The sequence below is a fragment of the Pseudomonas sp. NPDC089547 genome, from assembly GCF_050280665.1.
In the GTDB taxonomy this organism is placed as follows: Bacteria; Pseudomonadota; Gammaproteobacteria; order Pseudomonadales; family Pseudomonadaceae; genus Aquipseudomonas.
Window position 1 is genome coordinate 1 of the sequence record NZ_JBNNVS010000032.1, and the last position, 25,420, is coordinate 25,420.

Here is a 25,420-nt window from a genome sequence, read left to right on the forward strand (position 1 = left end):
CAAGGTGATCAAGCGGATGGCTTACGGCTACCGGGACAGCGAGTTCTTTTTCATGAAGATCAAGAATGACTTTCCCGGCAATCCGTGAAGAACCATAAAAAAACCCGCGTCCTTTCGGATGCGGGTTTTTTTCAGGTCGCCGATCAATTACTTGATCTTGGCTTCCTTGTACACCACGTGCTTGCGAACAACCGGATCATATTTCTTGATCTCGATTTTGTCCGGGGTGGTGCGCTTGTTCTTGTCGGTGGTGTAGAAGTGGCCGGTACCGGCACTCGAAACCAGACGGATCAATTCACGCATGATGTTCTCCCTTAAACCTTGGCGCCAGCTTTACGGATGTCAACCAGAACGGCGTCGATGCCGCGCTTGTCGATGATACGCATGCCTTTGGCGGAAACGCGCAGACGCACGAAACGCTTCTCGGATTCAACCCAGAAACGGTGGTGCTGCAGGTTCGGCAGGAAACGACGACGGGTTTTGTTGTTTGCGTGGGAAATGTTGTTCCCGGTTACTGGACCCTTACCAGTAACTTGACAGACTCTCGACATGACTCAGCCCTCTAAAACCACATGCCCAACCCGGCATGGGTTGGCCGCTTAATCTCTCAGTCTTTGGCGCCTGGGCGCCGTGATTCTGGAGGTCTTATCGACCGGATCCGCTTATGCGACAGGCCGAGCCCCTAGAAAAGAGCGCTGCTTTATACCAGAAAGACTTGGCTGCAACAACTGCGGATGCACATTGCCGCAAGCCAGAACGCGCCGGGCCAGCATAGCGGCAGGCCCCGCCAGCCGTCGACCGCTCGTCGCCAGTTTTGTAAAAAAGGGTGTGGTCATTTGCCGGCGGGCGCACTAGGGTAGGCCTTTTCCAGACTGCACTGGCAGATGGGCCACTGACAGCCAAGGAGCCACCATGCGTGTTGCCGCCCTTTCCTTATTGTTCAACTCTCTGTTCGCCGCCGGCGCCTTGTTCGCTGCCGGCGTTGCCCAGGCGGCGCCGCTGAGCGTTTGCAGCGAAGCCAGCCCTGAAGGCTTCGACGTGGTGCAGTACAACTCGCTGACCACCACCAACGCCACGGCTGACGTGCTGATGAACCGCCTGGTGGAGTTCGACGCAGCGCAAGGCAAGGTGGTGCCGAGCCTGGCGGCCAGCTGGACAGTGTCGGCCGACGGCCTGGTGTATGACTTCACCTTGCGCGATGACGTGAAATTCCACACCACCCCCTACTTCAAGCCAGGCCGCGAGCTGAACGCTGACGATGTGCTGTTCAGCTTCCAGCGCATGCTCTACCCCGCCCATGCCTGGCATAAGACAGCACCGGGCGGCTACCCGCATGCCCAGTCGCTGCAACTGGGCAGCCTGATCAAGGCAATCGAGGCCCCGGCGCCAAACACCGTGCGCTTTACCCTCAGCCACCCGGACGCCACGTTCCTGGCCACCCTGAGCATGGGCTTCGCCTCGATCTATTCCGCCGAATATGCCGACAAGTTGCTGAAGGCCGGCACGCCCGAGAAGCTCAACAGCCAGCCGATCGGCACCGGGCCGTTCGTGTTCCAGCGTTTCCAGAAGGACGCCGTGGTGCGTTATCGCGCCAACCCTGACTATTTCGCCGGCAAGCCAGCGGTCGACCCGTTGATCTTCGCCATCACCACCGATGCCAACGTGCGCCTGCAGAAGCTCAAGCGTGGCGAGTGCCAGGTGGCCCTGTCGCCCAAGCCGCTGGACATTGCCGAAGCGGGCAAGGATGGCAACCTGAAGGTAGCAACCACCCCGGCCTTCATGACCGCCTTCGTTGCCATCAACAGCCAGCACCCGCCGCTGGACAAGCCGGAAGTGCGCCAGGCCATCAACCTGGCCTTCGACAAGCAGGCCTACCTCAAGGCCGTGTTCGAAGATTCCGCAGTGGCCGCCAACGGCCCCTACCCGCCTAATACCTGGAGCTATGCCAAGGACCTGCCCGGCTACCCGCTGGACTTGAAGAAAGCCAAGGCGTTGCTGGCCAAGGCCGGTCTGGCAGAGGGTTTCAGCACCACCATCTGGACCCGCCCGTCGGGCAGCCTGCTCAACCCCAACCCCAGCCTTGGTGCACAGATGTTGCAAGCCGATCTGGCCAAGATCGGCGTAAAGGCCGAGATCCGCGTAATCGAATGGGGCGAGCTGATCCGCCGCGCCAAGGCCGGCGAGCATGACCTGCTGTTCATGGGCTGGGCAGGCGACAACGGCGACCCGGATAACTTCCTGAGCCCGCAGTTTTCCTGTGCGGCGGTAGAGTCGGGGACCAACTTCGCGCGTTTCTGCGACAACCGCCTGGACCAGCTGATCAGCGCCGGGCGCACTACCAACGACCAGAGCGTGCGCAGCCGGCTGTACCAGCAGGCGCAAGCGCTTATCCAGCAGCAGGCGCTGTGGGTGCCACTGGCGCACCCGACGGCTGCCACCCTGCTGCGCCAAGGGGTCGAAGGGTATCAGGTAAGCCCGTTCGGGCGGCTGGACTTCAGCAAGGTGTCGGTGACCAGGTAAACCTGCACCGGCCTCTTCGCGGGCTCGCCCGCTCCCACAGGGATAACACTGCCTTTGACGCTGTGGAGATCCTGTGGGAGCGGGTTTACCCGCGAAAGGGCCAGCACAGGTACACAACGACCTAAGCCACAATCCACCCCTGCTCAACCATCGACAAGGGCTCCCCTTCGCCAATGATGATGTGATCCAGCACCCGCACATCAATCAACGCCAACCCTCGTTTCAGCGACACAGTCAGATGCACATCATCCTGGCTCGGCTCACTGTTTCCCGAAGGATGGTTATGACACAGGATCAAGGCCGCAGCGTTATGCAGCAATGCGCGCCGCACCACCTCTCTCGGATACACACTGGTCCGGTCTATCGTGCCCCTGAACAGGATTTCGAACGCCAACGGCCTATGTTTGGTATCCAGAAACAGGCAGCCGAATACCTCACTGGCCTCATGTCGCAGCATCGCTTTCAAATAGCGCCTCACCGCTTCCGGGGTGTCCATGACTGATTCACGTTCAATCGAAGTTGCCAGGTGCCTACGCCCGATCTCCAGCAACGCCTGTAACTGACCATACCTTACCGGCCCCAAACCCAGTTCACCCATGAACGCTTCGCGGTCGGCCTCCAGCAACCGGCGCAAGCTACCGAATTTCACCAGCAAACCTCGTGACAGCTCCACGACATTGCACCCTCGTACACCTGAACCGAGAAATACCGCCAGTAACTCCGTATCGGTCAGGCTCCCGGCGCCTCGCTGCAACAGCTTCTCCCGCGGTCGTTCTTCAGCCGGCCACTCCCTGATATTCATCCCCGCCCCCTGCCCTTGCTGCGGCCTATTTCGACCCTGTGTTAATCTATTTCGCCTCGTACATGCGACGTTCTGCCGCAGGCATTTTCGAACGTCGCCGCCCGCTCTCACTGGAAAAAGGCAAGCCTATGCAGCGGCTGTATCGCAAGCGCATCGTTCTCGGCGTAGGGGGCGGCATTGCCGCCTACAAAAGCGCCGAGCTGATTCGCCGACTCCTGGAGCACGGCGCGCAGGTGCGCGTCGTCATGACCCGTGGTGGTGCCGAGTTCATCACCCCGCTGACCCTGCAGGCGCTGTCGGGCCACCCGGTGCACATGGACCTGCTGGACCCGGCCGCCGAAGCGGCCATGGGCCATATCGAACTGGCCAAGTGGGCCGACCTGGTGCTGATTGCCCCGGCTACCGCCGACCTGATGGCGCGCATGGCACAAGGCATGGCCGACGACCTGCTGACCACCCTGGTGCTGGCCACCGACGCCACCGTCGCCGTGGCCCCGGCCATGAACCAGGCCATGTGGCGCGACCCGGCCACCCAGGCCAACCTCGAACTGCTCAAGAGCCGTGGCATCCAGGTGTTCGGCCCGGCCTCCGGCAGCCAGGCCTGTGGCGACGTCGGCCTGGGCCGCATGCTCGAGGCCACCGACCTGGCCTGGTGCGCCGCAGAAAGCTTCAAGCGCCAGGCACTGACCGGCAAGCATGTGCTGATCACCGCCGGCCCGACCCAGGAAAACATCGACCCGGTGCGCTACATCACCAATCATAGCTCCGGCAAGATGGGCTTTGCGCTGGCCGAAGCGGCCGCCGAAGCCGGGGCTCGGGTAACCCTCGTCACCGGCCCTGTGCACCTGCCAACCCCCGACCGAGTCAGCCGCATCGACGTGGTCAGCGCGCGGGACATGCTCGCGGCCTGTGAAGCCGCCATGCCATGCGACCTGTTTATCGCCTCGGCGGCGGTTGCGGACTACCGCCCGGAAGTGGTTGCCGCACAAAAACTGAAGAAAGATCCTACGACCGGCGACGGCATGCTGCTGCAGATGGTGCGCAATCCCGATATCCTTGCCACCATCGCTGGCCGCGCCGACCGCCCGTTCAGCGTCGGCTTTGCCGCCGAAACCGAACACCTGCTCGATTACGCCACGCGCAAGCTCAAGGACAAGAACCTCGACCTGATCGTCGCCAATGATGTGGCCAACCCCAGCATCGGCTTCAACAGCGAAGAAAACGCCTTGACCGTGATCGACCGCCAGCAGCACCAGACTCTCTTCGCGCAGACCAGCAAGGGCAAGATTGCCCGGCAACTGGTCGCCTTCATCGCCGAACGGCTCAACCAGGTTCAATAAGTTACATGCACGCTCTTCAAGCCAAGATCCTCGACCCACGCCTGGGCAGCGAATTCCCGCTGCCAACGTACGCCACCCCCGGCTCCGCCGGCCTCGACCTGCGCGCCCTGCTCAAGGAGGACACTGTCCTTGAGCCAGGCCAGACCCTGCTGATCCCTACCGGCCTGTCGATCTACATCGGCGACCCGGGCCTTGCCGCAGTCATCCTGCCCCGCTCGGGCCTGGGCCATAAGCACGGCATCGTGCTGGGCAACCTGGTCGGCCTGATCGACTCGGACTACCAGGGCGAACTGATGGTGTCGTGCTGGAACCGCGGCAGCACCCCGTTCACCATCGCCGTTGGCGAGCGTATCGCCCAACTGGTGCTGGTACCGGTGGTACAGGCCCATTTCGACATTGTCGAAGCTTTCGATGAAAGCCAGCGTGGCGCTGGCGGCTTCGGTCACTCCGGCAACCACTGAGCCGGCAAATGACCGTTCAGGCCAAGGATGGCGAACTCTCTGGCGAAACCACCGTCCAAGCGTTCAGTTTGCGCCTGCCCAGAAAGCCTTTGACTAATGGAGCTTCCAGAGATGAACGACATGGCCCACCTGGTCCCCGCCGCATTGCCAGACAGCATTTTCCGCGCGTATGACATCCGCGGCGTGGTCGGCAAAACCCTTCACGCCGAAACCGCCTACTGGATCGGCCGCGCCATCGGCGCCCAGAGCCTGGCCCAGGGCGAACCGCAGGTTTCGGTAGGCCGTGATGGCCGCCTGTCCGGCCCGATGCTGGTCGAACAGCTGATCAAGGGCCTGGTCGATGCCGGCTGCCACGTCAGCGACGTCGGCCTGGTGCCCACCCCTGCACTGTATTACGCGGCCAACGTACTGGCCGGCAAGTCGGGCGTGATGCTGACTGGCAGCCACAACCCATCGGACTACAACGGTTTCAAGATCGTCATCGCGGGCGACACCCTGGCCAACGAACAGATCCAGGCCCTGCTGACCCGCCTGAAAACCAACGACCTGACCCTGGCCGAAGGCCGTGTGGAAAAAGTCGGGATCCTGGACCGCTACTTCCAGCAGATCGTCAGCGACGTGAAGCTGGCCAAGAAGCTCAAGGTGGTCGTTGACTGCGGCAACGGCGCTGCGGGTGTGATCGCACCGCAACTGATCGAAGCCCTGGGCTGCGAAGTGATCCCGCTGTTCTGTGAAGTCGACGGCAACTTCCCCAACCACCACCCGGACCCGGGCAAGCCGGAAAACCTCGAAGACCTGATCGCCAAGGTCAAGGAAACCGGTGCCGACATCGGCCTGGCCTTCGACGGTGACGGCGACCGTGTCGGCGTAGTGACCAACACCGGCAGCATCGTCTACCCCGACCGCCTGCTGATGCTGTTTGCCCAGGACGTACTGGCACGCAACCCGGGCGCCGAGATCATCTTCGACGTCAAGTGCACCCGCCGCCTGACCCCGCTGATCGAACAGCATGGTGGCCGCGCACTGATGTGGAAGACCGGTCATTCATTGATCAAGAAGAAGATGAAACAGACGGGTTCGCTGCTGGCCGGCGAGATGAGCGGTCATATCTTCATCAAGGAACGCTGGTACGGTTTTGACGATGGCATCTACAGCGCCGCGCGCCTCCTGGAGATCCTCAGCAAGGCCGGGCAGAGCGCCGAAAACCTGTTTGCTGCCTTCCCGAACGATATTTCCACGCCGGAAATCAATATTGATGTGACCGACGAGGGTAAATTCAGCATCATTGATGCACTGCAACGCGACGCCGACTGGGGCGAAGCCAACCTGACCACCATCGACGGTGTGCGGGTCGACTATCCCCACGGCTGGGGCCTGGTCCGCGCCTCCAACACCACCCCGGTGCTGGTGCTGCGCTTCGAAGCCGACAGCGATGCCGAATTGCAACGAATCAAGGATGTTTTCCGTACCCAGTTGCTGCGGGTTGAGCCTGAGCTGCAACTGCCGTTCTGACCGACTATCTGTTCCTTACAGGAGCCCTGCATGACCCTCGATCGCGATGCCGCTTCCCATGTAGCCGAGGTTTTGTCCGAAGCACTGCCTTACATCCGCCGCTTTGTCGGCAAGACCCTGGTGATCAAGTACGGCGGCAACGCGATGGAAAGCGAGGAGCTGAAAACCGGCTTCGCCCGTGACATCGTGCTGATGAAGGCTGTGGGCATCAACCCGGTGGTGGTCCACGGTGGTGGCCCGCAGATCGGCGACCTGCTCAAGCGCCTGTCGATCGAAAGCCACTTCATCGACGGCATGCGCGTCACCGACTCGGCGACAATGGACGTGGTAGAGATGGTGCTGGGTGGCCAGGTCAACAAGGACATCGTCAACCTGATCAACCGCCACGGCGGCAGCGCCATCGGCCTGACCGGCAAGGACGCAGAGCTGATCCGCGCCCGCAAGCTGACCGTCAGCCGCCAGACGCCCGAGATGACCACCCCGGAAATCATCGACATCGGCCACGTGGGCGAAGTGGTTAGCGTGAACACCGACCTGCTGAACATGCTGGTGAAAGGCGACTTCATTCCGGTTATCGCGCCGATCGGCGTGGGTGCCAACGGTGAGTCGTACAACATCAACGCCGACCTGGTAGCCGGCAAGGTGGCCGAAGCGCTGAAGGCCGAGAAGCTGATGCTGCTGACCAACATCGCCGGCCTGATGGACAAGCAGGGCCAGGTCCTGACCGGCCTGACCACCGAGCAGGTCAACGAGCTGATCGCCGATGGCACCATCTACGGCGGCATGCTGCCGAAGATCAAATGCGCGCTGGATGCGGTGCAGGGCGGCGTGAACAGCTCCCACATCATCGACGGCCGCGTGCCGAATGCCGTGCTGCTGGAAATCTTCACCGACAGCGGCGTGGGTACCCTGATTACCAACCGCAAGCCGCGCTGAGTCATCCGCCAGCCTGCACCGGCCTCTTCGCGGGCGCGCCCGCTCCCACAGGGATGGCGCCAAACCTGTGGGAGCGGGCATGCCCGCGAAGAGGCCCAAACAGGCGACACAAAAAAAGGCGACCTTCACACGAAGGTCGCCTTTTTCATTTCCAGGCCAGGATCAGATCCCGTACTGCGCCCGGTAAGCCTCGACAGCCGGCAGATGCTGCTTCAGCTGCGGGTCATCGGCCAGGAACTCCAGCACCTGGGTCAGCGAAACGATGCTGACCACCGGGATACCAAAGTCACGTTCCACTTCCTGGATTGCCGACAGCTCGCCATTGCCACGCTCTTCGCGGTTCAGCGCGATCAGCACGCCAGCAGCCTTGGCCTGCTGGGCATTGATGATCTGCATGACCTCACGAATGGCAGTACCGGCAGTGATCACGTCGTCGATGATCAGCACCTCACCGACCAGCGGTGCGCCAACCAGGCTGCCGCCTTCGCCGTGGTCCTTGGCTTCTTTGCGGTTGAAGCACCATGGCACGTCGAGCTGATGCTGGTCCGCCAAGGCCACGGCAGTAGTCGCCGCCAAAGGGATACCCTTGTAGGCCGGGCCAAACAGCACGTCGAACGGGATCTTGCTGTCGACGATGGCTGCAGCGTAGCAACGCCCCAGCTCGGCCAGTGCGGAACCGGTGTTGAACAGGCCGGCATTGAAGAAATACGGGCTGGTACGCCCCGATTTCAGGGTGAATTCACCGAAACGCAGTACCCCGCGATCGATGGCAAAACGGATAAAGTCGCGCTGATACGGCTGCATGAATAGTCCCGGACACCACGGATTTAGCTAAATGGGTTGAGCTCGGGTATCATACACGCACGAGATTTTTGGGGCCATTTATGCGGATCATCAGTGTGAACGTTAATGGCATTCAGGCTGCGGCCGAGCGTGGTTTGCTCAGCTGGCTACAAGCCCAGAATGCCGACGTCATCTGCCTTCAGGATACCCGCGCCTCGGCCTTTGAACTCGATGACCCAGCTTTCCAGCTCGATGGCTATTTCCTTTATGCCTGCGACGCGGAGGTGCCTGCCCAAGGTGGTGTGGCCCTTTACTCGCGCATGCAGCCCAAGGCAGTCATCACCGGCCTGGGCTTCGAGACAGCCGACCGTTACGGGCGTTACCTGCAAGCAGATTTCGACAAAGTCAGTATTGCCACCCTGCTGCTGCCTTCGGGCATGAACGGCGACGAAGACTTGAACCAGAAGTTCAAGTTGATGGACGACTTCGCCAAGTACCTGGACAAACAGCGTCGCAAGCGTCGCGAATACATCTATTGCGGCTCGTTCTACGTGGCGCAGCAGAAGCTCGACATCAAGAACTGGCGTGACAGCCAGCAGTCGCCGGGCTTCCTGGCGCCGGAACGCGCCTGGATGGATGCGATCACGGGCGAGATGGGTTACGTGGATGCCCTGCGCGAAGTCAGCCGTGAAGGTGACCAGTACAGCTGGTGGCCGGACAACGAGCAGGCCGAAATGCTCAACCTGGGCTACCGGTTCGACTACCAGATCCTCACCCCGGGCCTGCGCCGCTTCGTGCGTAACGCCCGCCTGCCGCGTCAGCCGCGCTTCTCGCAGCATGCGCCGCTGATCGTGGACTATGACTGGACGTTGACCATCTAAAAGCATGGGGCCGCTTCGCGCCCCTATCGCGACACAAGGCCGCTCCTACAAGGGTTATGCATTCCCCTGTAGGAGCGGCCTTGTGTCGCGATAGGGCTGCAAAGCAGCCCCAGCTTTATTTGATCGGCCGCCAGATCATCGGGTAGCGATACGGCTTGCCCTCATTGGCCCGCACCGCGGCAATGATGATCAGGATCAGCACCGCCACCGTCAGCATGGCGAACAGCACCAGCCCGATGACCACGAACATCAGCAAGAAGCAGATGAACCCGGCAATGGTCACGCTGATCTGAAAGTTCAGCGCCTCTTTGCCCTGGGCGTCGATGAAAGGGTCTTGCTCGCGCTTGAGGTGCCACAGCACCAGCGGGCCCAGCAGGTGCCCGAGCGGCACCACCAGGCCCAGCAGCGCGGAGAGGTGGCAGAACATTGCCCATTGCCGGATCTCGGCATTGGGCGGGGTGATCGACAGGTTCGAATCGCTCATGCCCCGCTCCTTCCTGGCTGGATCAGTCGGCCAGTGCGGCCTGCTGCAGTTCGAAGATCTCAGTCATGCCTTTCTGCGCCAGCGCCAGCATGGCGTTGAAGTCTTCCGGCTGGAACGGCGCACCTTCGGCAGTGCCCTGCACTTCGATGAAGCCACCGGCGCTGGTCATGACCACGTTCAGGTCGGTTTCGGCGGCGGAGTCTTCGAGGTAGTCCAGGTCGAGCACAGCTTCGCCCTGGTACATGCCCACCGACACGGCAGCGATCATGTGCTTTAGCGGGTTGCCGCCCTTCAGGCCGCCGCGCTTCTTGATCACCGCCAGGGCGTCGCACAGGGCGACCATGGCACCGGTGATGGATGCGGTACGGGTGCCGCCATCGGCCTGGATCACGTCGCAGTCGACGTACAGGGTGATGTCGCCCAGCTTGCTCATGTCCAGCGCAGCGCGCAGCGAGCGGCCAATCAGGCGCTGGATTTCCAGGGTGCGGCCACCCTGCTTGCCACGGCTGGCTTCGCGCTGGTTACGCTCACCGGTAGAACGCGGCAGCATGCCGTACTCGGCAGTCAGCCAGCCTTGGCCCTGGCCTTTGAGGAAGCGCGGCACACCGTTTTCCACACTGACCGTGCAGATGACCTTGGTGTCACCGAACTCGACCAGTACCGACCCTTCGGCGTGCTTGGTGTAGTTGCGGGTGATGCGGATCGAGCGGAGCTGATCGGCGGCGCGACCACTTGGACGTTTCATCTGGGATACCTGTACTGGGACTTTGAATCTGCCGAGCATTATAGAGCCCGCAGCGCAGGGAAGACATGCCTATTGTCGCGCCCTCCACAGCCCGTCGCCTTTTCCTACCCCGGCGTTCCCCCCTCTGTAACATAGGTGGATTGGGCGCCACGGCGCCACTGCGCTACAATCCTGCGCCTTGAAGCCGAGAGGCTCCCAACGTTCATTCAACTACGCGAGGTACTCCCCATGGTGCACAGCATGACCGCTTTTGCTCGTGTCGAGCGCGCCGGCAGCCAAGGCACCCTGGTCTGGGAACTGCGCTCGGTCAACCACCGCTACCTGGAACCCCACCTGCGTTTGCCCGAGGCCCTGCGCGACCTTGAAGGCGGCGTTCGTGAAGGCCTGCGCCAGGGCCTGTCGCGGGGCAAGGTGGAATGCACCTTGCGCCTCAACGAAGACAGCAACGGCAAGCCGCTGAAGGTAGACCGCGAGCGCGCCGCACAACTGGTCGCAGCCGCCGAGGAAGTGGCCGGGCTGATCAAGCAGCCGGCACCACTCAACCCGCTGGAGGTGCTGTCGTGGCCAGGCGTGCTGGTGGCCGACACCAGTGACCCGCAGGCGCTAAACGCCGAAGCCATGGCACTCTTCGACGAAGCACTGGCCGAACTCAAGGCCGGGCGCCAGCGCGAAGGCCAGGAACTGGCCCGGCTGATCAACGATCGCCTGGACAACATGACCAGCGAAGTCACCACCCTGCGCGCCCTGGTGCCGCAGATGCTGGCCGCGCAGCGGCAGAAGATTCTCGACCGCTTCGGCGACATGCAGGCCGAACTCGACCCACAGCGCCTGGAACAAGAGATGGTGCTGCTGGCACAAAAGAGCGACGTGGCCGAGGAGCTCGACCGCCTCAGCACCCACGTTACCGAAGTGCGCCGGGTACTCAAGGGCGGCGGCGCCGCAGGGCGTCGCCTGGACTTCCTGATGCAGGAACTCAACCGCGAAGCCAACACCCTCGGCTCCAAGGCCTTCGACCCACGCAGCACGCAAGCGGCGGTCAACCTGAAGGTATTGATCGAACAGATGCGTGAACAAGTACAGAACATCGAGTAAGGCCACCCCGACCATGAACCACAGCAGCGGCACCCTCTACATCGTTTCGGCCCCTTCGGGCGCCGGCAAGACCAGCCTGGTAACGGCCCTGACCAAGGACGACCGGCAGATCCGCGTTTCGGTCTCGCACACCACCCGCGCCATGCGCCCGGGCGAGGAACACGGGGTGAACTACCACTTCGTCGTCCACGAAGAATTCAAGGCGCTGATCGCGCAGGGCGACTTCCTGGAGCATGCCGAAGTGTTCGGCAACTTCTACGGCACCTCGCGCAGCGCGCTGCAGCAGACGCTGGATCAGGGCTACGACCTGATCCTGGAAATCGACTGGCAAGGCGCCCAGCAAGTGCGCAAGCTGATGCCCGAGGCGCGTTCGGTGTTCATCCTGCCACCGAGCCAGAAGGCCCTGCGCGAGCGTCTGGACGGCCGTGGCCAGGACAGCGAAGAGATCATCGCCGGGCGCATGAAGGAAGCGGTCAGCGAGATGGAGCATTACGACGAGTATGAGTACGTCATCATCAACGATGACTTCGACGTAGCGCTGGAAGACTTGAAGGCGGTGTTCCGCTCGAATCGCCTGGTGTTGAAGAAGCAGCAGCAGCGCAACAGCGAGTTGCTCAAAGAACTGCTCTCCTGAGGGACCGCATGGGGCTGCTTTGCAGCCCTTTCGCGACACAAGGCCGCTCCTACAGGGGATCGCGCAAGACTGACTGACGCGATCTTTTGTGGGAGCGGCCTTGTGTCGCGATAGGGGCGCAAAGCGCCCCCAGCTTTATTCCTGCAAAGGCAAGGTAGCCTGCTGACGCAGGGTAGCCCCCAGGAAGTAAGCCGGCGCGCGCATGCGCGATAGCATCATCAGCCCGATGCCCAGCACCGAGATGATCGCGGCAATCACGAATACCAGCCCCAGCCCGCCCACATGCGAGCCACTGCCGAAGTCCGGCGAGGCGCTGTCGATGGCGGTGCGCAAGAAGATCACCGACAAGATCACCCCCCCTACCAGCGGGCACAGGCCACGCATGATGAAGTGGCGCACGCTGTCGAACAGGCTGCCGCGGAAGTACCAGACGCAAGCAAACGCAGTCAGCGAATAGTAGAAGCAGATCATCATGCCCAGCGCGGTGATGGTATCGGCCAGCACGTTCTCGCTCAGGCTACGCATGGTCACGTAGAACAGGCCCGCTGCCACACCCGCACAGATGGTGGCATAGCGCGGGGTTTGCGAACGCGGGCAGACAGTGGCGAACTTCTGCGGTACGGCACCGTAGTACCCCATGGCCAACAAGGTACGCGCCGGCGCCACGAAGGTCGACTGCAGCGATGCCGCCGTGCTGGCCAGCACGGCGATGGACATCAGGATCGCCAACGGCCCCATCACCGGGCCGGCGAGGTGGGCAAAGACGTTCTCCTGGATGCGCGGGTTGTTCAGGCCCAGGCCCGTTTCGCTGATACCGGCAAACTGCAGGGTGGCGATGGCGGTAAACAGGTACAGGCCGAGGATCAGCATTACGGTCCAGGTGGCGGCCTTGCCGGGCACCTCTTCGCTGCCCACCGACTCTTCGCTCACGGTCAGGCACGTGTCCCAACCCCAGAAGATGAAGATCGACAGCGACAGCCCCGCGGCAAAGGCCGAAAACGACTCGACACCGAACGGGTTGAACCAGGCGAAGTCGAACTCCAGTGGCGGCGTCGCGGCGGTGCCGCCGAATGCGGCGACGGCAAAGCCGATCAACACCACCAACTGCAAGGCCACCAGGCCGTACTGCACGGTCATGGTGGTGGCAATGCCGCGACAGCAGATCCACACCGCCAGCGCAATGAACACGCAACAGGTGGTAATGTTGATCAGCAGGTTATCGGCCAATGCCGCCAGCTCATGCTGGCCGGTGATCTGGCCCAGGAACAGGTAGAAGAAGTCGACCGCCACCCCCGCCAGGTTCGACAGCACGATGGTGGTGGCCACCACCAACCCCCAGCCGCCAATCCAGCCGATCATCGGGCCGAAGGCCCGCGCAGACCAGGTAAACGAGGTGCCGCTGTCCGGCTCTGCCGAGTTCAGCTCACGGTAGCCCAGGGCCACCAGCAGCATCGGCAGGAAGCCGACGATGAACACGGCCGGCAGGTGGGCACCCACCTCGCGCACGGTCGGGCCAAGGGCGCCGGTCAGAGTGTAGACCGGAGCGATGGTGGAAATGCCCAGTACCACGGTAGCCAGCAAGCCCAGCCGGCCTTTGGCCAGACCCTTGCTGCTCTGGGTGTTACCCGCGTCGGCCACCACGTCGGGTGGGCGGCCGGCTTCTGTGTAATTGCTCATGAGTATTTGCCGTAAATTTTGGAATTGTTTTCGCAGGCCTTGCGCACAAGGCCTGCTTTCACTCATTGAAAGCTTGCTGCCGGGAACACGTCATCCAAGACCTTCGGCTGACGTCAGAATGCCTTCTGCCGTGCGCCCTCCCGCGCTGCGTAAGCAATGCAGGCCTCGCGAAACGCCTGGAACAGGCACAGCGAGACCGGGTTTTCGCTAAAGCGCCACTCCGGGTGCCACTGCACACCGAGCACAAAGCCCGGCGCATCGGGCATGGACACCGCTTCGATCAGGCCATCCGGGGCCCGTGCCTCGACGCGCAGGCCAGGGGCCAGGCGGTCGATGCCCTGGCTGTGCAGCGAGTTGACCTCGAACTGCGCCGCCAGGCCCAGGCGCTCGAACAACCCACCAGGCTCAATGCCGACAGGGTGACGAGGGCCGTATTGCACCTCCAGGGGTGCGTCCTCAGGTTCGCGGTGGTCGAGATAGCCGGGCAATTCCTGCACACGCTGATGCAGGCTGCCGCCAAGGGCCACGTTCAGTTCCTGGTAGCCACGGCAGATGCAGAACACCGGCACACCGGCGGCAATGGCCGCCTGCAGCAGCGGCAGGGTCAGCCGGTCACGCGCCAGGTCATGCCGGGTACCGGCCGCACTGGGGGCGCCATTGTAATGATGCGGTTCGATATTAGAAGGCGAGCCGGTAAAAACAATGCCGTGCAGACGGGCCAGCAGCGCTTGCGTATCGCTGCCCCCGTCACGGGCCGGCAAGATCAGCGGCAAGCCGGCAAAGCCGGCCGCCTCGACATACTTGTCGCCTACCGTGTGCGACGAGTTCTTCCCAACCTGCTGACGGCAGGCGCTGACACCGATCAAGGGGACCGCAGTTGCGCTCATGGGCTTACACCGTGTGCAGGTACCAGTTGTACTCAAGGTCGGAGATCGACACTTCGAACTCGGCCAGTTCGCTTTCCTTGCAAGCCACGAAGATATCGATGTAGTCCGGGCTGATGTATTGGTTGAGCACTTCGCTGTCATCCAGCGCGCGCAGGGCATCGCGCAGGTTGTTCGGCAGGCTTTGCTCCAGTTGTTCGTAGGAGTTGCCTTCGATAGGCGCATCCGGCTCGACCTTGTTGGTCAGCCCGTGATGCACGCCGGCCAGGATGGCCGCCAGCATCAGGTACGGGTTGGCATCGGCGCCGGCCACACGGTGTTCCAGGCGCACGTTGTCGCTGCTGTCGGTCGGCACACGTACGGCAACGGTGCGGTTGTCCAGGCCCCAGCTCGGTGCGTTGGGCACGTAGAACTGCGCGCCGAAGCGGCGATAGGAGTTGATGTTCGGGCACAGGAAAGCCATCGACGCCGGCATGGTCTCCAGCACGCCACCGATGGCGTGGCGCAGCGTGTCGCTTTGCAGCGGGTCGTCACTGGCGAAAATGTTCTTGCCGGTTTTCTTGTCCAGCAACGAAATGTGCACGTGCAGGCCGTTGCCTGCCTGGCCCGGGTAGGGCTTGGCCATGAAGGTGGTGTCCATTTCATGGTCGTAGGCCACGTTCTTGATCAGCCGCTTGAGCAGGATCGCGTAGTCGCAGGCCTTCAGCGGGTCTGCCACGTGGTGCAGGTTGACCTCGAACTGCGCCGGGGCGCTTTCCTTGACGATGGCGTCGGCAGGCAGGCCCTGCTCCTTGGCCGCTTCGAGCATGTCTTGCAGGCAGTCGGCGTATTCGTCGAGGTCGTCGATCAGGTACACCTGGGTCGACTGCGGGCGTTTGCCGGAAATGGGCGAACGCGGTGGCTGCGGGCGGCCGTTGAGGTTGTCCTGGTCGATCAGGTAGAACTCCAGCTCGAACGCAGCACAGATGGTCAGGCCCAGGTCGTCGAACTTGCTCACCACCTGACGCAGCACTTCACGAGGGTCGGCGAAGAACGGCGCGCCTTCGATCTCGTGCATGGTCATCAGCAGCTGGGCGGTGGGGCGTTTCTGCCACGGCTCGTCCGACAGCGTGCCAGGGATAGGGAAACAGATGCGGTCGGCATCGCCGATGTCCAGGCCAAGGCCGGTGCTTTCGACAGTGGAACCGTTGATGTCCAGGGCGAACAGCGAAGCCGGCAGGTTGATGCCTTTCTCGTACACCTTGTGCAGGCTGGCCCGCTCGATGCGCTTGCCACGTACCACGCCGTTCATGTCGGAGATCAGCAGGTCGACGTACTGCGTGTCCGGATGGGCCTGGAGGAAGTCATTCATCTCGCTGGAAGAACTGGCGCACGGGGTTACCGACGTCATGGCTGTACATCCTTTGATTTGCTGCGGCGATGTGGGGATACGGCTGGCGCCTCACGGGCGACGATGGTTGCAGCTGTTGTTCTTTTCACTTTCCCATCGTGGGGATTGGTTACCCGACCGGGCGCATTGATTCCGGGGGGCCGTTTCACTATAAAATGGCCCTGACGCAACAGACATTGGCAATTCGGCAAGCAGAGCGTGCACCAATGCAATATCAGATTACCCACGCCGACCTCTCCCTGGTCCTGGCACTGGAGCGTGGCCGCTCACTGGCCAAGGCCGCCGAGCTTCTGAAAGTCGACGTTTCGACCGTATTCCGCTCGATCCGCCGGCTCGAGTCAGCGCTGGGCACAGCCTTGTTCGTCAAGAGCCGCAAGGGCTACCTGCCCACCGACACCGCCCAGGCCCTGGCCGAACAGGCCGAGCGCGCCGAGCAGGCGCTGGAGGCGGCGCGCATCGCCATGACCAGCGGCGAGCAGGTGGTAAGCGGCACTGTGCGGCTGACCTGTACCGAAGCGGTGATGCACAGCCTGCTGCTGCCGGCGCTGGCCGAGTTCATGCCCAACTACCCGGCCCTGTCGCTGGAGATGGGCACCTCCAACACCTTCGCCAACCTCAGTCGCCGTGACGCCGACATTGCCCTGCGCCTGACCAACACGCCACCGGAACATCTGGTGGGGCGCAACCTGGGCTCTACCTCTTACGTTGTCTGCGGCCAGCCGCAGTGGCGCGATCGCCTGGCCGAGTCGCCCGTCAGCACACCGTGGATCGCCCCCGACGACTCGATGCAGGACCACCCCACGGTGGTCTGGCGCAACCAACAGTACCCAGGGCTGAGCCCTCGGTACCAGTGCAGCAGCATGTCGACCATCGCCCAGCTGGTGACTGCCGGGCTGGGCGTGGCGGCGCTGCCGGACTACATGGTGCATGCGCTGCCCGGTGTGGATGCGCTGAGCGGGCCGCTGGCCGGCTGCGACACCCAGCTGTGGCTGCTGACCCGGCCGGATTGCCGGGCGCTGCGCTCGGTGCAGACATTGTTCGAAGAGCTGACCCCGCGGTTGCGCGGCGCGATGCTCTGAGGTTATCGTCAGGTTCATGCAGTGAGGGTGTCTGTTCCGGCCCTTTCGCGGCTAAAGCCGCTCCCACGGGGTGCGGCGACAGGCCTAGGTATACAGCAGGCCGACAAAACAGCGCTTCCCTATTGGCTGGTGATTTTTTAAACTATCGAGTCCGCCTGCCCATTACTGGGCTGCACGCCCACCGCATTTGCTACTGAGGAAGACCATGGCCCGCGTAACTGTTGAAGACTGCCTGGAACACGTGGATAACCGCTTTGAGCTGGTCATGCTCTCGACCAAGCGCGCTCGCCAGCTGGCGACCGGCGGCAAAGAGCCACGCGTAGCGTGGGAAAACGACAAGCCAACCGTTGTTGCCCTGCGTGAAATCGCCGAAGGCATCGTCACCAACGAGTTCATCGCTGCTGAAGAGATCGTCACCGAGGATCCGGTCTTCGCCGCGTTCGAGGACGAGTCCAACGAGGCTGTCTGATTGATGCCAGGTCGACGTCGCACGGCGCAAGGCCCTCTTCCTCCGCAGGAGGTGAACCCATGCCGGGTATAGAAGCCTTGGCCGAACGGCTGTCGACCTACCTTGGCCCCGAACAGGTCAACCTGGTCCGGCGCGCCTATTTCTACGCCGAACAGGCCCACGACGGGCAGCGCCGCCGCAGCGGCGAGCCCTACGTGACCCATCCGCTGGCCGTGGCCAGCATCCTCGCCGACATGCACATGGACCATCAGAGCCTGATGGCGGCCATGCTGCACGACGTGATCGAAGACACCGGCATCGCCAAGGAAGCCCTCAGCCAGCAATTTGGCGAGACCGTGGCCGAACTGGTCGATGGGGTCAGCAAGCTGACTCAGATGAACTTCGAGACCAAGGCCGAGGCGCAAGCCGAAAACTTCCAGAAGATGGCCATGGCCATGGCCCGCGATATCCGCGTGATCCTGGTCAAGCTGGCCGACCGCCTGCACAACATGCGTACCCTGGAAGTGCTGTCTGGCGAAAAACGCCGGCGCATCGCCAAGGAAACCCTGGAAATCTACGCGCCCATCGCCAACCGCCTGGGCATGCACACCGTGCGCGTGGAGTTCGAAGACCTCGGCTTCAAGGCCATGCACCCGATGCGCTCGTCGCTGATTCACCGGGCGGTGAAAAGCGCACGCGGCAACCGCAAGGAGATCGTCGCCAAGATCGAGCAGTCGCTGGCGAACTGCCTGGCGGTCGACGGTATCCAGGGCGAGGTCAGCGGCCGACAGAAACACCTCTATGGCATCTACAAGAAGATGCGCGGCAAGCGCCGTGCCTTCAACGAGATCATGGACGTGTACGCCTTCCGCATCATCGTCGACAAGGTCGACACCTGCTACCGCGTGCTCGGCGCCGTGCACAACCTGTACAAACCGCTGCCAGGTCGCTTCAAGGACTACATCGCAATCCCCAAGGCCAACGGCTATCAGTCGTTGCACACCACGCTGTTCGGCATGCACGGCGTGCCCATCGAAATCCAGATCCGCACCCGCGAGATGGAAGAGATGGCCAACAACGGCATCGCCGCGCACTGGCTGTACAAGTCCAATGATGACGAGCAGCCCAAGGGCAGCCACGCCCGCGCCCGCCAGTGGGTCAAGGGCATCCTTGAACTGCAGCAACGTGCCGGCAACTCGCTGGAATTCATCGAAAGCGTGAAAATCGACCTGTTCCCGGACGAGGTCTACGTGTTCACGCCCAAGGGCCGCATCATGGAGCTGCCCAAAGGCTCCACGGCCGTCGATTTTGCCTATGCGGTGCACACCGACGTGGGCAACAGCTGCATCGCCTGCCGCATCAACCGCCGCCTGGCGCCGCTGTCCGAACCGCTGCAAAGCGGCTCGACGGTGGAAATCGTCAGCGCCCCGGGCGCACGGCCAAACCCGGCCTGGCTGAACTTCGTGGTGACCGGCAAGGCACGCACGCACATCCGCCACGCACTCAAGCAGCAGCGTCGCTCCGAGTCCATCAGCCTGGGTGAACGCCTGCTGAACAAGGTGCTCACCGGTTTCGACAGCAGCCTGGAGAAAATCCCGCAGGAACGTATCCAGGCGATCCTTGCCGAGTACCGCCAGGAACTGATCGAAGACCTGCTCGAAGACATCGGCCTGGGCAACCGCATGGCCTACGTGGTCGCACGCCGCCTGCTGTCGGCCGACGGCGAGCAGTTGCCCGCGCCGGAAGGCCCGCTGGCGATCCGTGGTACCGAAGGCCTGGTGCTGAGCTACGCCAAGTGCTGTACGCCCATCCCGGGTGACCCGATCGTCGGCCACCTGTCGGCTGGCAAAGGCATGGTCGTGCACCTTGAGAACTGCCGCAATATCAGTGAAATCCGCCACAACCCGGAGAAGTGCGTGCAGCTCTCCTGGGCCAAGGACATCACGGGCGAGTTCAATGTCGAATTGCGTGTCGAACTGGAGCACCAGCGCGGCCTGATCGCGCTGCTGGCCAGCAGCGTCAACGCCGCCGACGGCAACATCGAGAAGATCAGCATGGACGAACGCGACGGCCGTATCAGCGTGGTCCAACTGGTGGTCAGCGTGCACGACCGCGTGCACCTGGCGCGTGTGATCAAGAAGCTGCGTACCCTGACCGGTGTGGTCCGCATCACCCGCATGCGTACGTAGTCCGCCAACCGCAAGGAGTCATCATGAGCAAGACCGTCATCAACAGCGACAAGGCCCCAGCCGCTATCGGTACCTACTCGCAGGCGATCAAGGCCGGCAACACCGTGTACATGTCGGGCCAGATCCCACTGGACCCGAAGACCATGGAACTGGTCGAAGGCTTCGAAGCCCAGACCGTGCAGGTGTTCGAAAACCTCAAGGCCGTGGCTGAAGCCGCTGGTGGTTCGTTCAAGGACATCGTCAAGCTGAACATCTTCCTCACCGACCTGAGCCACTTCGCCAAGGTCAACGAAGTAATGGGCCGCTACTTCGAGCAGCCATACCCAGCCCGTGCCGCCATCGGCGTTGCCGCGCTGCCGAAAGGCGCCCAAGTCGAAATGGACGCCATCCTGGTCATCGAATGATGCCCCGGTGACGGGCGCCCTGCCCGTCACCCCTCCTCTGCAAGGTTACCCGTCATGCGTCAAGCATTGCCCCTCGCGCTGGCAGCCCTGCTACTGGGCGGCTGCGCCAGCCACAAACCTGAAGATTTCAACGGCACCTGGATCAACCAGGACGCCATCACTGCGGCTGTCAAAGGCGGCAGCTTGCGCCAGGCGCTGAATGAGCATGGCCCGGTGTTCGAGTGGAAGCTCGACGTCGCCAACCAGCAGGCCAGCTACAGCAATGGCTTCGAGGCCGCCGACGGCCAGCTGAGCGCCAATGAAAAGCAATGGCAAGCCAGTTTCGAAGGCGGCCAGACCGAACAGCTGTCGCTTGATGGTGACGAGCTGCTAACCGTCGATCAACGTGGTGCCAAGCAGGCCTTCGTACGCGCCAAGACGCCTGCGGCTGCCAATGCCCCGCTGGGTAGCAACTTCGAGAAGGCGTTGTACCAGGCCTACCTGGGTGGCAACTGGAAGATCACCGAAGGCCAAGGCAAAGGTGCCAGCGTGCGCTTCAGCGACACCGGCAACGTCACCGGCCTGCCCGGCCCGGACCGCTTCGCCCTGTGCCTGGCAGGCGACTGCGCGACCATGGGCGGCAGCAATGACAGCCTGTGGCTGGAGCGAAACCAGCGGGGTGCACCATTCATCATCAAGCGCGATGGCGACAAACTGGAGATTTTCCAGGCTGTGAACCGTGCACAGCCAGATGAAATGCCGGAGCTGGCGGCGGGCAAGCGTCAGTGGGTGCTGGAGCTCAACTGAAAACCCACGCGCACCCTGTAGGAGCGGCCTTGTGTCGCGATGGGGCGCGCAGCGGCCCCAAAATTTCAGCGTCGCCGCAAGGAATGCTGGGGCTGCTTCGCAGCCCTATCGCGACGCAAGGCCGCTCCTACAGGGACCGCATCAAGCCTGAGGCTGGTTTTTACCCTCCAGAATCGCGGCATACCCTTCCTTGTAACTCGGATACTCCGGCACCCAGCCCAAAGCCCGGGCCCGGGCATTGCTGCAGCGTTTGCTGCCAGTACGCCGCACCCGCTGCTCATCAGACCACTCGGTAACCCCTATGTACTCGCGTAGCCAGGCCACCACGTCGGCCAGCGGCGCCGGGTCGTCATCAACGCCAATGTAGTAGTCGTCCAGCACCTTGCCATCGGCATCGGCCTGCAGCAGGTGCGCCAGCAGGCTGGCGGCATCCTCGGCATGAATGCGGTTGCCGTACAGCGGCGGCTCCTCGGCCACGCGGTAACCTTGGCGCACCTGGCTCAGCAGCCATTCACGACCAGGGCCATAGATACCGGTCAGGCGCACCACGCTTGCCGGGATGCCGCTGCCCAGCGCCAGCTGTTCAGCCTCCAGCATCACCCGCCCGGAATAGCCCTCGGGCTCGGTGGCTGCACCTTCTTCGATCCATTCACCATCTTTTTGGGCATACACGCTGCTGCTGGAAACGAACAACAGGCGACGGGGGCGCTGGCCACGCTCGGCGAGCCAGGCCAGCACATGGCGCAGCCCTTCGACATAGGCGGCCTGGTAGCCCGCCTCGTCGTGCTGGCTGGCCGCCACGCAGTACACCAGGTAGTCCAGCGAACCCTGTGGCCAGGCTTGCGGAATCGACGGCTCGGCCAGATCGGCGGCAATCGGCGTAACCCCTGCAGGCAGTTGCCCGACCGACCGGCGCAGGCCGCTTACCTTCCAGCCTTTGGCCAGCATCTGCTTGGCAAAGCGCCCACCTACATCACCACATCCCACCACCATCACGGAAAGGTCTGACATCACAAAACTCCCTAGACCAATTGATAAGCCCGACCACGCTACACGATGGGTGGCTAGACCATAGGCGAAAAAAGCAACAAGATTACTTTTGTTAACAAGAATTACTTGCAATAATGGCTGCCAATTTGTTCTCGGCCTACTTCGAGGCCTTGGAGAACGTTCACTTTATTCTTCATCAGGTCCGGCCAGCATGACACGTACTCAACCTTCCGCTTCGCCAACCCCGTCGCGCGCCTGGCGCGCCATCGCCGCGCTGGCACTCAGCCTGGTGCTGGCCCCGGTGGCCATGGCCGATGAGCCAACCGCCCAGGCGGCCACGCCAGCCGCTGCTACCGCGCCGGCTGCTCCGGCTACCCCAGCGGCACCGGCCGCGGAAGGCCAGGCACCTGCTGGCGAAGCACAGGTTGCCGCCCCGGCAGATTCGCAGGTAGTGGTTGATCCCGCCACCGACGCACTGATTGAAGACACCTCGCTGGGCATGGCCCACGACCTGTCCCCATGGGGCATGTACAAGAACGCCGACATCGTGGTGAAGATCGTCATGATCGGCCTGGCGATTGCCTCCATCATCACCTGGACCATCTGGATTGCCAAAGGCTTCGAGCTGATGGGCGCCAAGCGTCGCCTGCGTGGTGAAATCGCCCAGCTGAAGAAATCCGCCAGCCTGAAAGAAGCCAGCGAAGTTTCCAACAAAGAAGGCACCCTGGCCCACACCCTGGTCCACGACGCCCTCGAAGAAATGCGCCTGTCGGCCAACGCCCGCGAAAAAGAAGGCATCAAGGAGCGCGTCAGCTTCCGCCTGGAGCGCCTGGTGCATGCCAGCGGTCGCACCATGAGCAACGGCACCGGCGTACTCGCAACCATCGGTTCCACTGCGCCTTTCGTCGGCCTGTTCGGTACCGTATGGGGCATCATGAACAGCTTCATCGGCATCGCCAAGACCCAGACCACCAACCTGGCCGTGGTTGCCCCTGGTATCGCCGAAGCCTTGCTGGCCACCGCCCTGGGCCTGGTCGCTGCAATCCCGGCTGTGGTCATCTACAACGTCTTCGCCCGCTCCATCGCTGGCTACAAGGCTCAGGTGTCCGACGCCTCCGCTCAGGTACTGCTGCTGGTCAGCCGTGACCTGGACCACCAGGGCAGCGATCGCGCCGCCCCGCACATGGTGAAAGTGGGGTAAGCCATGGGCCTGCATCTCAACGAAGGTGGCGACGACCTCGCCGAAAACCACGAAATCAACGTTACGCCGTTCATCGACGTAATGCTGGTGCTGCTGATCATCTTCATGGTGGCAGCCCCCTTGGCCACGGTCGACATCAAGGTCGACCTGCCGGCCTCCACCGCCAAACCGGCGCCGAGGCCCGAGAAACCGGTGTTCGTCAGCGTCAAGGCCGACCAGAAGCTGTACGTCGGCGACGATCAGGTTGCTGCACCCGACCAGCTTGGCCCGATGCTCGACGCCAAGACCAAGGGTGACAAGGAAACCACCATCTTCTTCCAGGCTGACAAAGGCGTGGATTACGGTGACCTGATGGAAGTGATGAACAACATGCGCGCGGCCGGCTACCTCAAGGTCGGTCTGGTAGGTCTCGAGACGGCAGCCAAGAAATGACGAAAACGCGCTCAAACATGGCGCGCTACGGTGGCAGCCTGCTGATCGTGCTGGGCGTGCACGTGGTCGCTGTGCTGCTGACGCTCAACTGGTCGGTGCCCCAGGCCATCGAGCTGCCCCCGGCAGCGATGATGGTCGAGCTGGCACCGTTGCCGGAGCCTGCGCCACCACCGCCACCGAAAGCGGCTCCACAGCCACCGGCACCGGTCGAAGAACTGCCGCTGCCAAAGCTGGTGGAAGCGCCCAAGCCCAAGATCGCCGTGCACAAGCCGCCTAAGCCGAAGGCCAAACCCCAGCCGCCAAAGCCGGAGAAAAAGCCTGAGCCGCCGACGGAAGCACCTCCAACCGAGCAAACGGTAGACGCACCGCCTAGCAACACGCCACCGCAGAAGTCCGCGGCACCGGCGCCGAGCATTGCGTCCAACAGCAACGCCTTGCCAACCTGGCAGAGCGACCTGCTGCGCCACCTGGCCAAGTACAAGCGTTACCCGGAAGACGCGCGCCGTCGCGGCCTGCAAGGCATCAACCGCCTGCGCTTCGTGGTCGACGCCGAAGGCAAGGTCGTGTCGTACGCCATGGCCGGTGGTTCGGGCAGTGCTGCACTGGACCGGGCGACCCTGGAAATGATCCGTCGGGCCGGCACGGTACCCAAGCCGCCACCTGAGTTGCTGAACAATGGCACGATCGAAGTCGTGGCACCGTTCGTCTACTCGCTGGACCGCCGCTGAGACTTTTGTTTCTGTCACAAATCGGCAAGTCTGATAACGTGCGTCTATCGATTGCAGCCGCTATGCTGGGCCCGCAACTTCATGGACGCACGTTATGACCCTCACAGAATTACGCTACATCGTCACACTCGCCCAGGAACAGCATTTCGGCCATGCCGCCGAACGCTGCCACGTGAGCCAGCCGACCCTGTCGGTCGGTGTGAAGAAGCTCGAGGATGAGCTTGGCGTTCTGATCTTCGAACGCAGCAAGAGCGCGGTGCGCCTGACCCCGGTCGGCGAAAGCATCGTCGCCCAGGCGCAGAAGGTACTGGAGCAGGCCCAAGGCATTCGCGAACTGGCCCAGGCCGGCAAGAACCAGCTCACTGCCCCGCTCAAGGTTGGCGCCATCTATACCGTCGGCCCGTACCTGTTCCCGCACCTGATCCCGCAACTGCACCGCGTGGCGCCGCAGATGCCGCTGTACATCGAAGAAAACTTCACCCATGTACTGCGCGAAAAATTGCGCAATGGTGAGCTGGACGCGGTGATCATCGCCCTGCCGTTCAACGAAGCCGATGTGCTGACCCTGCCGCTGTACGATGAGCCGTTCTGCGCCCTGATGCCGGCCGACCACCCGTGGACGGCAAAAAAGACCATCGATACCGCCATGCTCAACGACAAGAGCCTGCTGTTGCTGGGTGAAGGCCACTGCTTCCGCGACCAGGTACTGGAAGCCTGCCCGACCCTGAACAAGGGTGGCGAAGGCTCCAGGCACACCACGGTCGAGTCCAGTTCGCTGGAAACCATCCGCCATATGGTGGCCTCCGGCCTTGGCGTGTCGATCCTGCCGCTGTCTGCCGTGCACAGCCATCATTACGCCCCTGGCATCATCGAGGTTCGCCCGCTGACCGCCCCAGCACCGTTCCGCACCGTGGCCATTGCCTGGCGCGCCAGCTTCCCGCGGCCGAAGGCCATCGAGATCCTCGCCGACTCGATACGCCTGTGCTCGGTCGCCAAAGCCCCTGCGGAACAACCGGCCTGAG

The 25,420-nt window shown here is 62.7% G+C and carries 26 protein-coding genes and 1 pseudogene; 17 read left to right on the plus strand and 10 right to left on the minus strand.

Going from position 1 to position 25,420, the window contains the following annotated elements; genetic code table 11:
* Nucleotides 1–147 precede the first annotated feature (147 nt).
* Together rpmG and rpmB are read right to left on the minus strand one after the other, a co-directional pair.
* Complete coding sequence (gene rpmG, locus ACQKPZ_RS19890) at nt 148–303, minus strand: 50S ribosomal protein L33 (protein WP_003253507.1); 156 nt, start codon at nt 301–303, stop codon at nt 148–150.
* Between the two features lie 11 nt (nt 304–314).
* A complete protein-coding gene (rpmB, locus tag ACQKPZ_RS19895) occupies nt 315–551 on the minus strand; it encodes a 50S ribosomal protein L28 (RefSeq protein ID WP_003253504.1) in 237 nt (78 codons plus the stop codon).
* A 361-nt stretch (nt 552–912) separates the two neighbouring features.
* On the opposite strand from rpmB, the gene ACQKPZ_RS19900 reads away from it, so the two are divergent.
* Nucleotides 913–2,520 (plus strand): ABC transporter substrate-binding protein, encoded by a 1,608-nt coding sequence (locus ACQKPZ_RS19900; RefSeq protein ID WP_427541356.1) that lies wholly within the window; start codon nt 913–915, stop codon nt 2,518–2,520.
* A 121-nt stretch (nt 2,521–2,641) separates the two neighbouring features.
* Here the strand turns inward: ACQKPZ_RS19900 and radC are convergent, their stop codons facing one another.
* Nucleotides 2,642–3,322, minus strand: coding sequence for a RadC family protein (gene radC / locus ACQKPZ_RS19905; RefSeq protein ID WP_427541359.1), 681 nt, complete (start codon nt 3,320–3,322; stop codon nt 2,642–2,644).
* A 128-nt stretch (nt 3,323–3,450) separates the two neighbouring features.
* On the opposite strand from radC, the gene coaBC reads away from it, so the two are divergent.
* The 4 genes and pseudogenes from coaBC to argB all read left to right on the plus strand — a co-directional run bounded on the left by coaBC (nt 3,451) and on the right by argB (nt 7,571).
* The gene (gene coaBC, locus ACQKPZ_RS19910; protein WP_391131415.1) at nt 3,451–4,662 is read left to right on the plus strand and encodes a bifunctional phosphopantothenoylcysteine decarboxylase/phosphopantothenate--cysteine ligase CoaBC; all 1,212 of its coding nucleotides are present in this window, start codon (nt 3,451–3,453) and stop codon (nt 4,660–4,662) included.
* Between the two features lie 5 nt (nt 4,663–4,667).
* Entirely contained in the window at nt 4,668–5,123 is a 456-nt protein-coding gene (gene dut / locus ACQKPZ_RS19915; protein ID WP_427541362.1) for a dUTP diphosphatase, read from the plus strand.
* Between the two features lie 144 nt (nt 5,124–5,267).
* Nucleotides 5,268–6,635, plus strand: a pseudogene (locus ACQKPZ_RS19920) (phosphomannomutase/phosphoglucomutase); the annotation flags it as partial.
* A 30-nt stretch (nt 6,636–6,665) separates the two neighbouring features.
* Nucleotides 6,666–7,571: an acetylglutamate kinase gene (gene argB, locus ACQKPZ_RS19925; protein WP_004575216.1), complete on the plus strand. Its 906-nt coding sequence runs from the start codon at nt 6,666–6,668 to the stop codon at nt 7,569–7,571.
* Nucleotides 7,572–7,733: 162 nt separating this feature from the next.
* Here the strand turns inward: argB and pyrE are convergent, their stop codons facing one another.
* Entirely contained in the window at nt 7,734–8,375 is a 642-nt protein-coding gene (gene pyrE / locus ACQKPZ_RS19930) for an orotate phosphoribosyltransferase (RefSeq protein WP_427541365.1), read from the minus strand.
* 80 nt (nt 8,376–8,455) lie between these two features.
* Between pyrE and ACQKPZ_RS19935 the strand changes: the two genes are divergently transcribed.
* Complete coding sequence (locus ACQKPZ_RS19935; protein WP_172229251.1) at nt 8,456–9,235, plus strand: exodeoxyribonuclease III; 780 nt, start codon at nt 8,456–8,458, stop codon at nt 9,233–9,235.
* A 115-nt stretch (nt 9,236–9,350) separates the two neighbouring features.
* On the opposite strand, the gene ACQKPZ_RS19940 is transcribed toward ACQKPZ_RS19935, so the two are convergent.
* Together ACQKPZ_RS19940 and rph are read right to left on the minus strand one after the other, a co-directional pair.
* Nucleotides 9,351–9,719: a DUF4870 domain-containing protein gene (locus tag ACQKPZ_RS19940; protein WP_403194856.1), complete on the minus strand. Its 369-nt coding sequence runs from the start codon at nt 9,717–9,719 to the stop codon at nt 9,351–9,353.
* Between the two features lie 22 nt (nt 9,720–9,741).
* On the minus strand, nt 9,742–10,464 hold the full coding sequence (gene rph / locus ACQKPZ_RS19945) for a ribonuclease PH (protein WP_009681991.1): 723 nt from the start codon (nt 10,462–10,464) through the stop codon (nt 9,742–9,744).
* A gap of 228 nt (nt 10,465–10,692) precedes the next feature.
* Between rph and ACQKPZ_RS19950 the strand changes: the two genes are divergently transcribed.
* Together ACQKPZ_RS19950 and gmk are read left to right on the plus strand one after the other, a co-directional pair.
* A complete protein-coding gene (locus ACQKPZ_RS19950; protein WP_391131394.1) occupies nt 10,693–11,556 on the plus strand; it encodes a YicC/YloC family endoribonuclease in 864 nt (287 codons plus the stop codon).
* A gap of 13 nt (nt 11,557–11,569) precedes the next feature.
* Nucleotides 11,570–12,190 carry a guanylate kinase gene (gmk, locus tag ACQKPZ_RS19955; protein ID WP_427541368.1) on the plus strand — a complete coding sequence of 207 codons (621 nt, stop codon included), beginning with the start codon at nt 11,570–11,572 and terminating at the stop codon, nt 12,188–12,190.
* Nucleotides 12,191–12,325: 135 nt separating this feature from the next.
* On the opposite strand, the gene ACQKPZ_RS19960 is transcribed toward gmk, so the two are convergent.
* From ACQKPZ_RS19960 to ACQKPZ_RS19970, 3 genes are all read right to left on the minus strand, one after another.
* Nucleotides 12,326–13,867 carry an APC family permease gene (locus ACQKPZ_RS19960; RefSeq protein WP_427541371.1) on the minus strand — a complete coding sequence of 514 codons (1,542 nt, stop codon included), beginning with the start codon at nt 13,865–13,867 and terminating at the stop codon, nt 12,326–12,328.
* A 113-nt stretch (nt 13,868–13,980) separates the two neighbouring features.
* On the minus strand, nt 13,981–14,754 hold the full coding sequence (locus ACQKPZ_RS19965) for a gamma-glutamyl-gamma-aminobutyrate hydrolase family protein (protein ID WP_427541374.1): 774 nt from the start codon (nt 14,752–14,754) through the stop codon (nt 13,981–13,983).
* 4 nt (nt 14,755–14,758) lie between these two features.
* Nucleotides 14,759–16,141, minus strand: a complete 1,383-nt coding sequence (locus tag ACQKPZ_RS19970) for a glutamine synthetase family protein (RefSeq protein ID WP_391131386.1) — start codon at nt 16,139–16,141, stop codon at nt 14,759–14,761.
* 206 nt (nt 16,142–16,347) lie between these two features.
* Between ACQKPZ_RS19970 and ACQKPZ_RS19975 the strand changes: the two genes are divergently transcribed.
* The 5 genes from ACQKPZ_RS19975 (at nt 16,348) to ACQKPZ_RS19995 (ending at nt 21,047) form a co-directional block, all read left to right on the plus strand.
* Nucleotides 16,348–17,220, plus strand: a complete 873-nt coding sequence (locus ACQKPZ_RS19975; RefSeq protein WP_391131384.1) for a LysR family transcriptional regulator — start codon at nt 16,348–16,350, stop codon at nt 17,218–17,220.
* A gap of 205 nt (nt 17,221–17,425) precedes the next feature.
* Nucleotides 17,426–17,689: a DNA-directed RNA polymerase subunit omega gene (gene rpoZ / locus ACQKPZ_RS19980; protein ID WP_012312123.1), complete on the plus strand. Its 264-nt coding sequence runs from the start codon at nt 17,426–17,428 to the stop codon at nt 17,687–17,689.
* Between the two features lie 59 nt (nt 17,690–17,748).
* Nucleotides 17,749–19,857, plus strand: a complete 2,109-nt coding sequence (gene spoT / locus ACQKPZ_RS19985; protein ID WP_391131381.1) for a bifunctional GTP diphosphokinase/guanosine-3',5'-bis pyrophosphate 3'-pyrophosphohydrolase — start codon at nt 17,749–17,751, stop codon at nt 19,855–19,857.
* 23 nt (nt 19,858–19,880) lie between these two features.
* Nucleotides 19,881–20,261 carry a RidA family protein gene (locus ACQKPZ_RS19990; protein ID WP_009684531.1) on the plus strand — a complete coding sequence of 127 codons (381 nt, stop codon included), beginning with the start codon at nt 19,881–19,883 and terminating at the stop codon, nt 20,259–20,261.
* A gap of 54 nt (nt 20,262–20,315) precedes the next feature.
* Nucleotides 20,316–21,047: a hypothetical protein gene (locus ACQKPZ_RS19995; protein ID WP_427541377.1), complete on the plus strand. Its 732-nt coding sequence runs from the start codon at nt 20,316–20,318 to the stop codon at nt 21,045–21,047.
* Nucleotides 21,048–21,188: 141 nt separating this feature from the next.
* On the opposite strand, the gene ACQKPZ_RS20000 is transcribed toward ACQKPZ_RS19995, so the two are convergent.
* Nucleotides 21,189–22,058 (minus strand): SDR family oxidoreductase, encoded by an 870-nt coding sequence (locus ACQKPZ_RS20000; RefSeq protein WP_427541380.1) that lies wholly within the window; start codon nt 22,056–22,058, stop codon nt 21,189–21,191.
* Nucleotides 22,059–22,248: 190 nt separating this feature from the next.
* On the opposite strand from ACQKPZ_RS20000, the gene exbB reads away from it, so the two are divergent.
* The 4 genes from exbB (at nt 22,249) to ACQKPZ_RS20020 (ending at nt 25,419) form a co-directional block, all read left to right on the plus strand.
* The gene (gene exbB, locus ACQKPZ_RS20005; RefSeq protein WP_427541383.1) at nt 22,249–23,238 is read left to right on the plus strand and encodes a tonB-system energizer ExbB; all 990 of its coding nucleotides are present in this window, start codon (nt 22,249–22,251) and stop codon (nt 23,236–23,238) included.
* A 3-nt stretch (nt 23,239–23,241) separates the two neighbouring features.
* Nucleotides 23,242–23,670 (plus strand): TonB system transport protein ExbD, encoded by a 429-nt coding sequence (exbD, locus tag ACQKPZ_RS20010; protein WP_003253367.1) that lies wholly within the window; start codon nt 23,242–23,244, stop codon nt 23,668–23,670.
* Nucleotides 23,667–24,398 carry an energy transducer TonB gene (locus ACQKPZ_RS20015; protein ID WP_391131372.1) on the plus strand — a complete coding sequence of 244 codons (732 nt, stop codon included), beginning with the start codon at nt 23,667–23,669 and terminating at the stop codon, nt 24,396–24,398. Before exbD ends, ACQKPZ_RS20015 begins: the two co-directional genes overlap by 4 nt.
* A gap of 94 nt (nt 24,399–24,492) precedes the next feature.
* Nucleotides 24,493–25,419 (plus strand): hydrogen peroxide-inducible genes activator, encoded by a 927-nt coding sequence (locus ACQKPZ_RS20020; RefSeq protein ID WP_286111794.1) that lies wholly within the window; start codon nt 24,493–24,495, stop codon nt 25,417–25,419.
* Nucleotide 25,420: the final 1 nt, after the last annotated feature.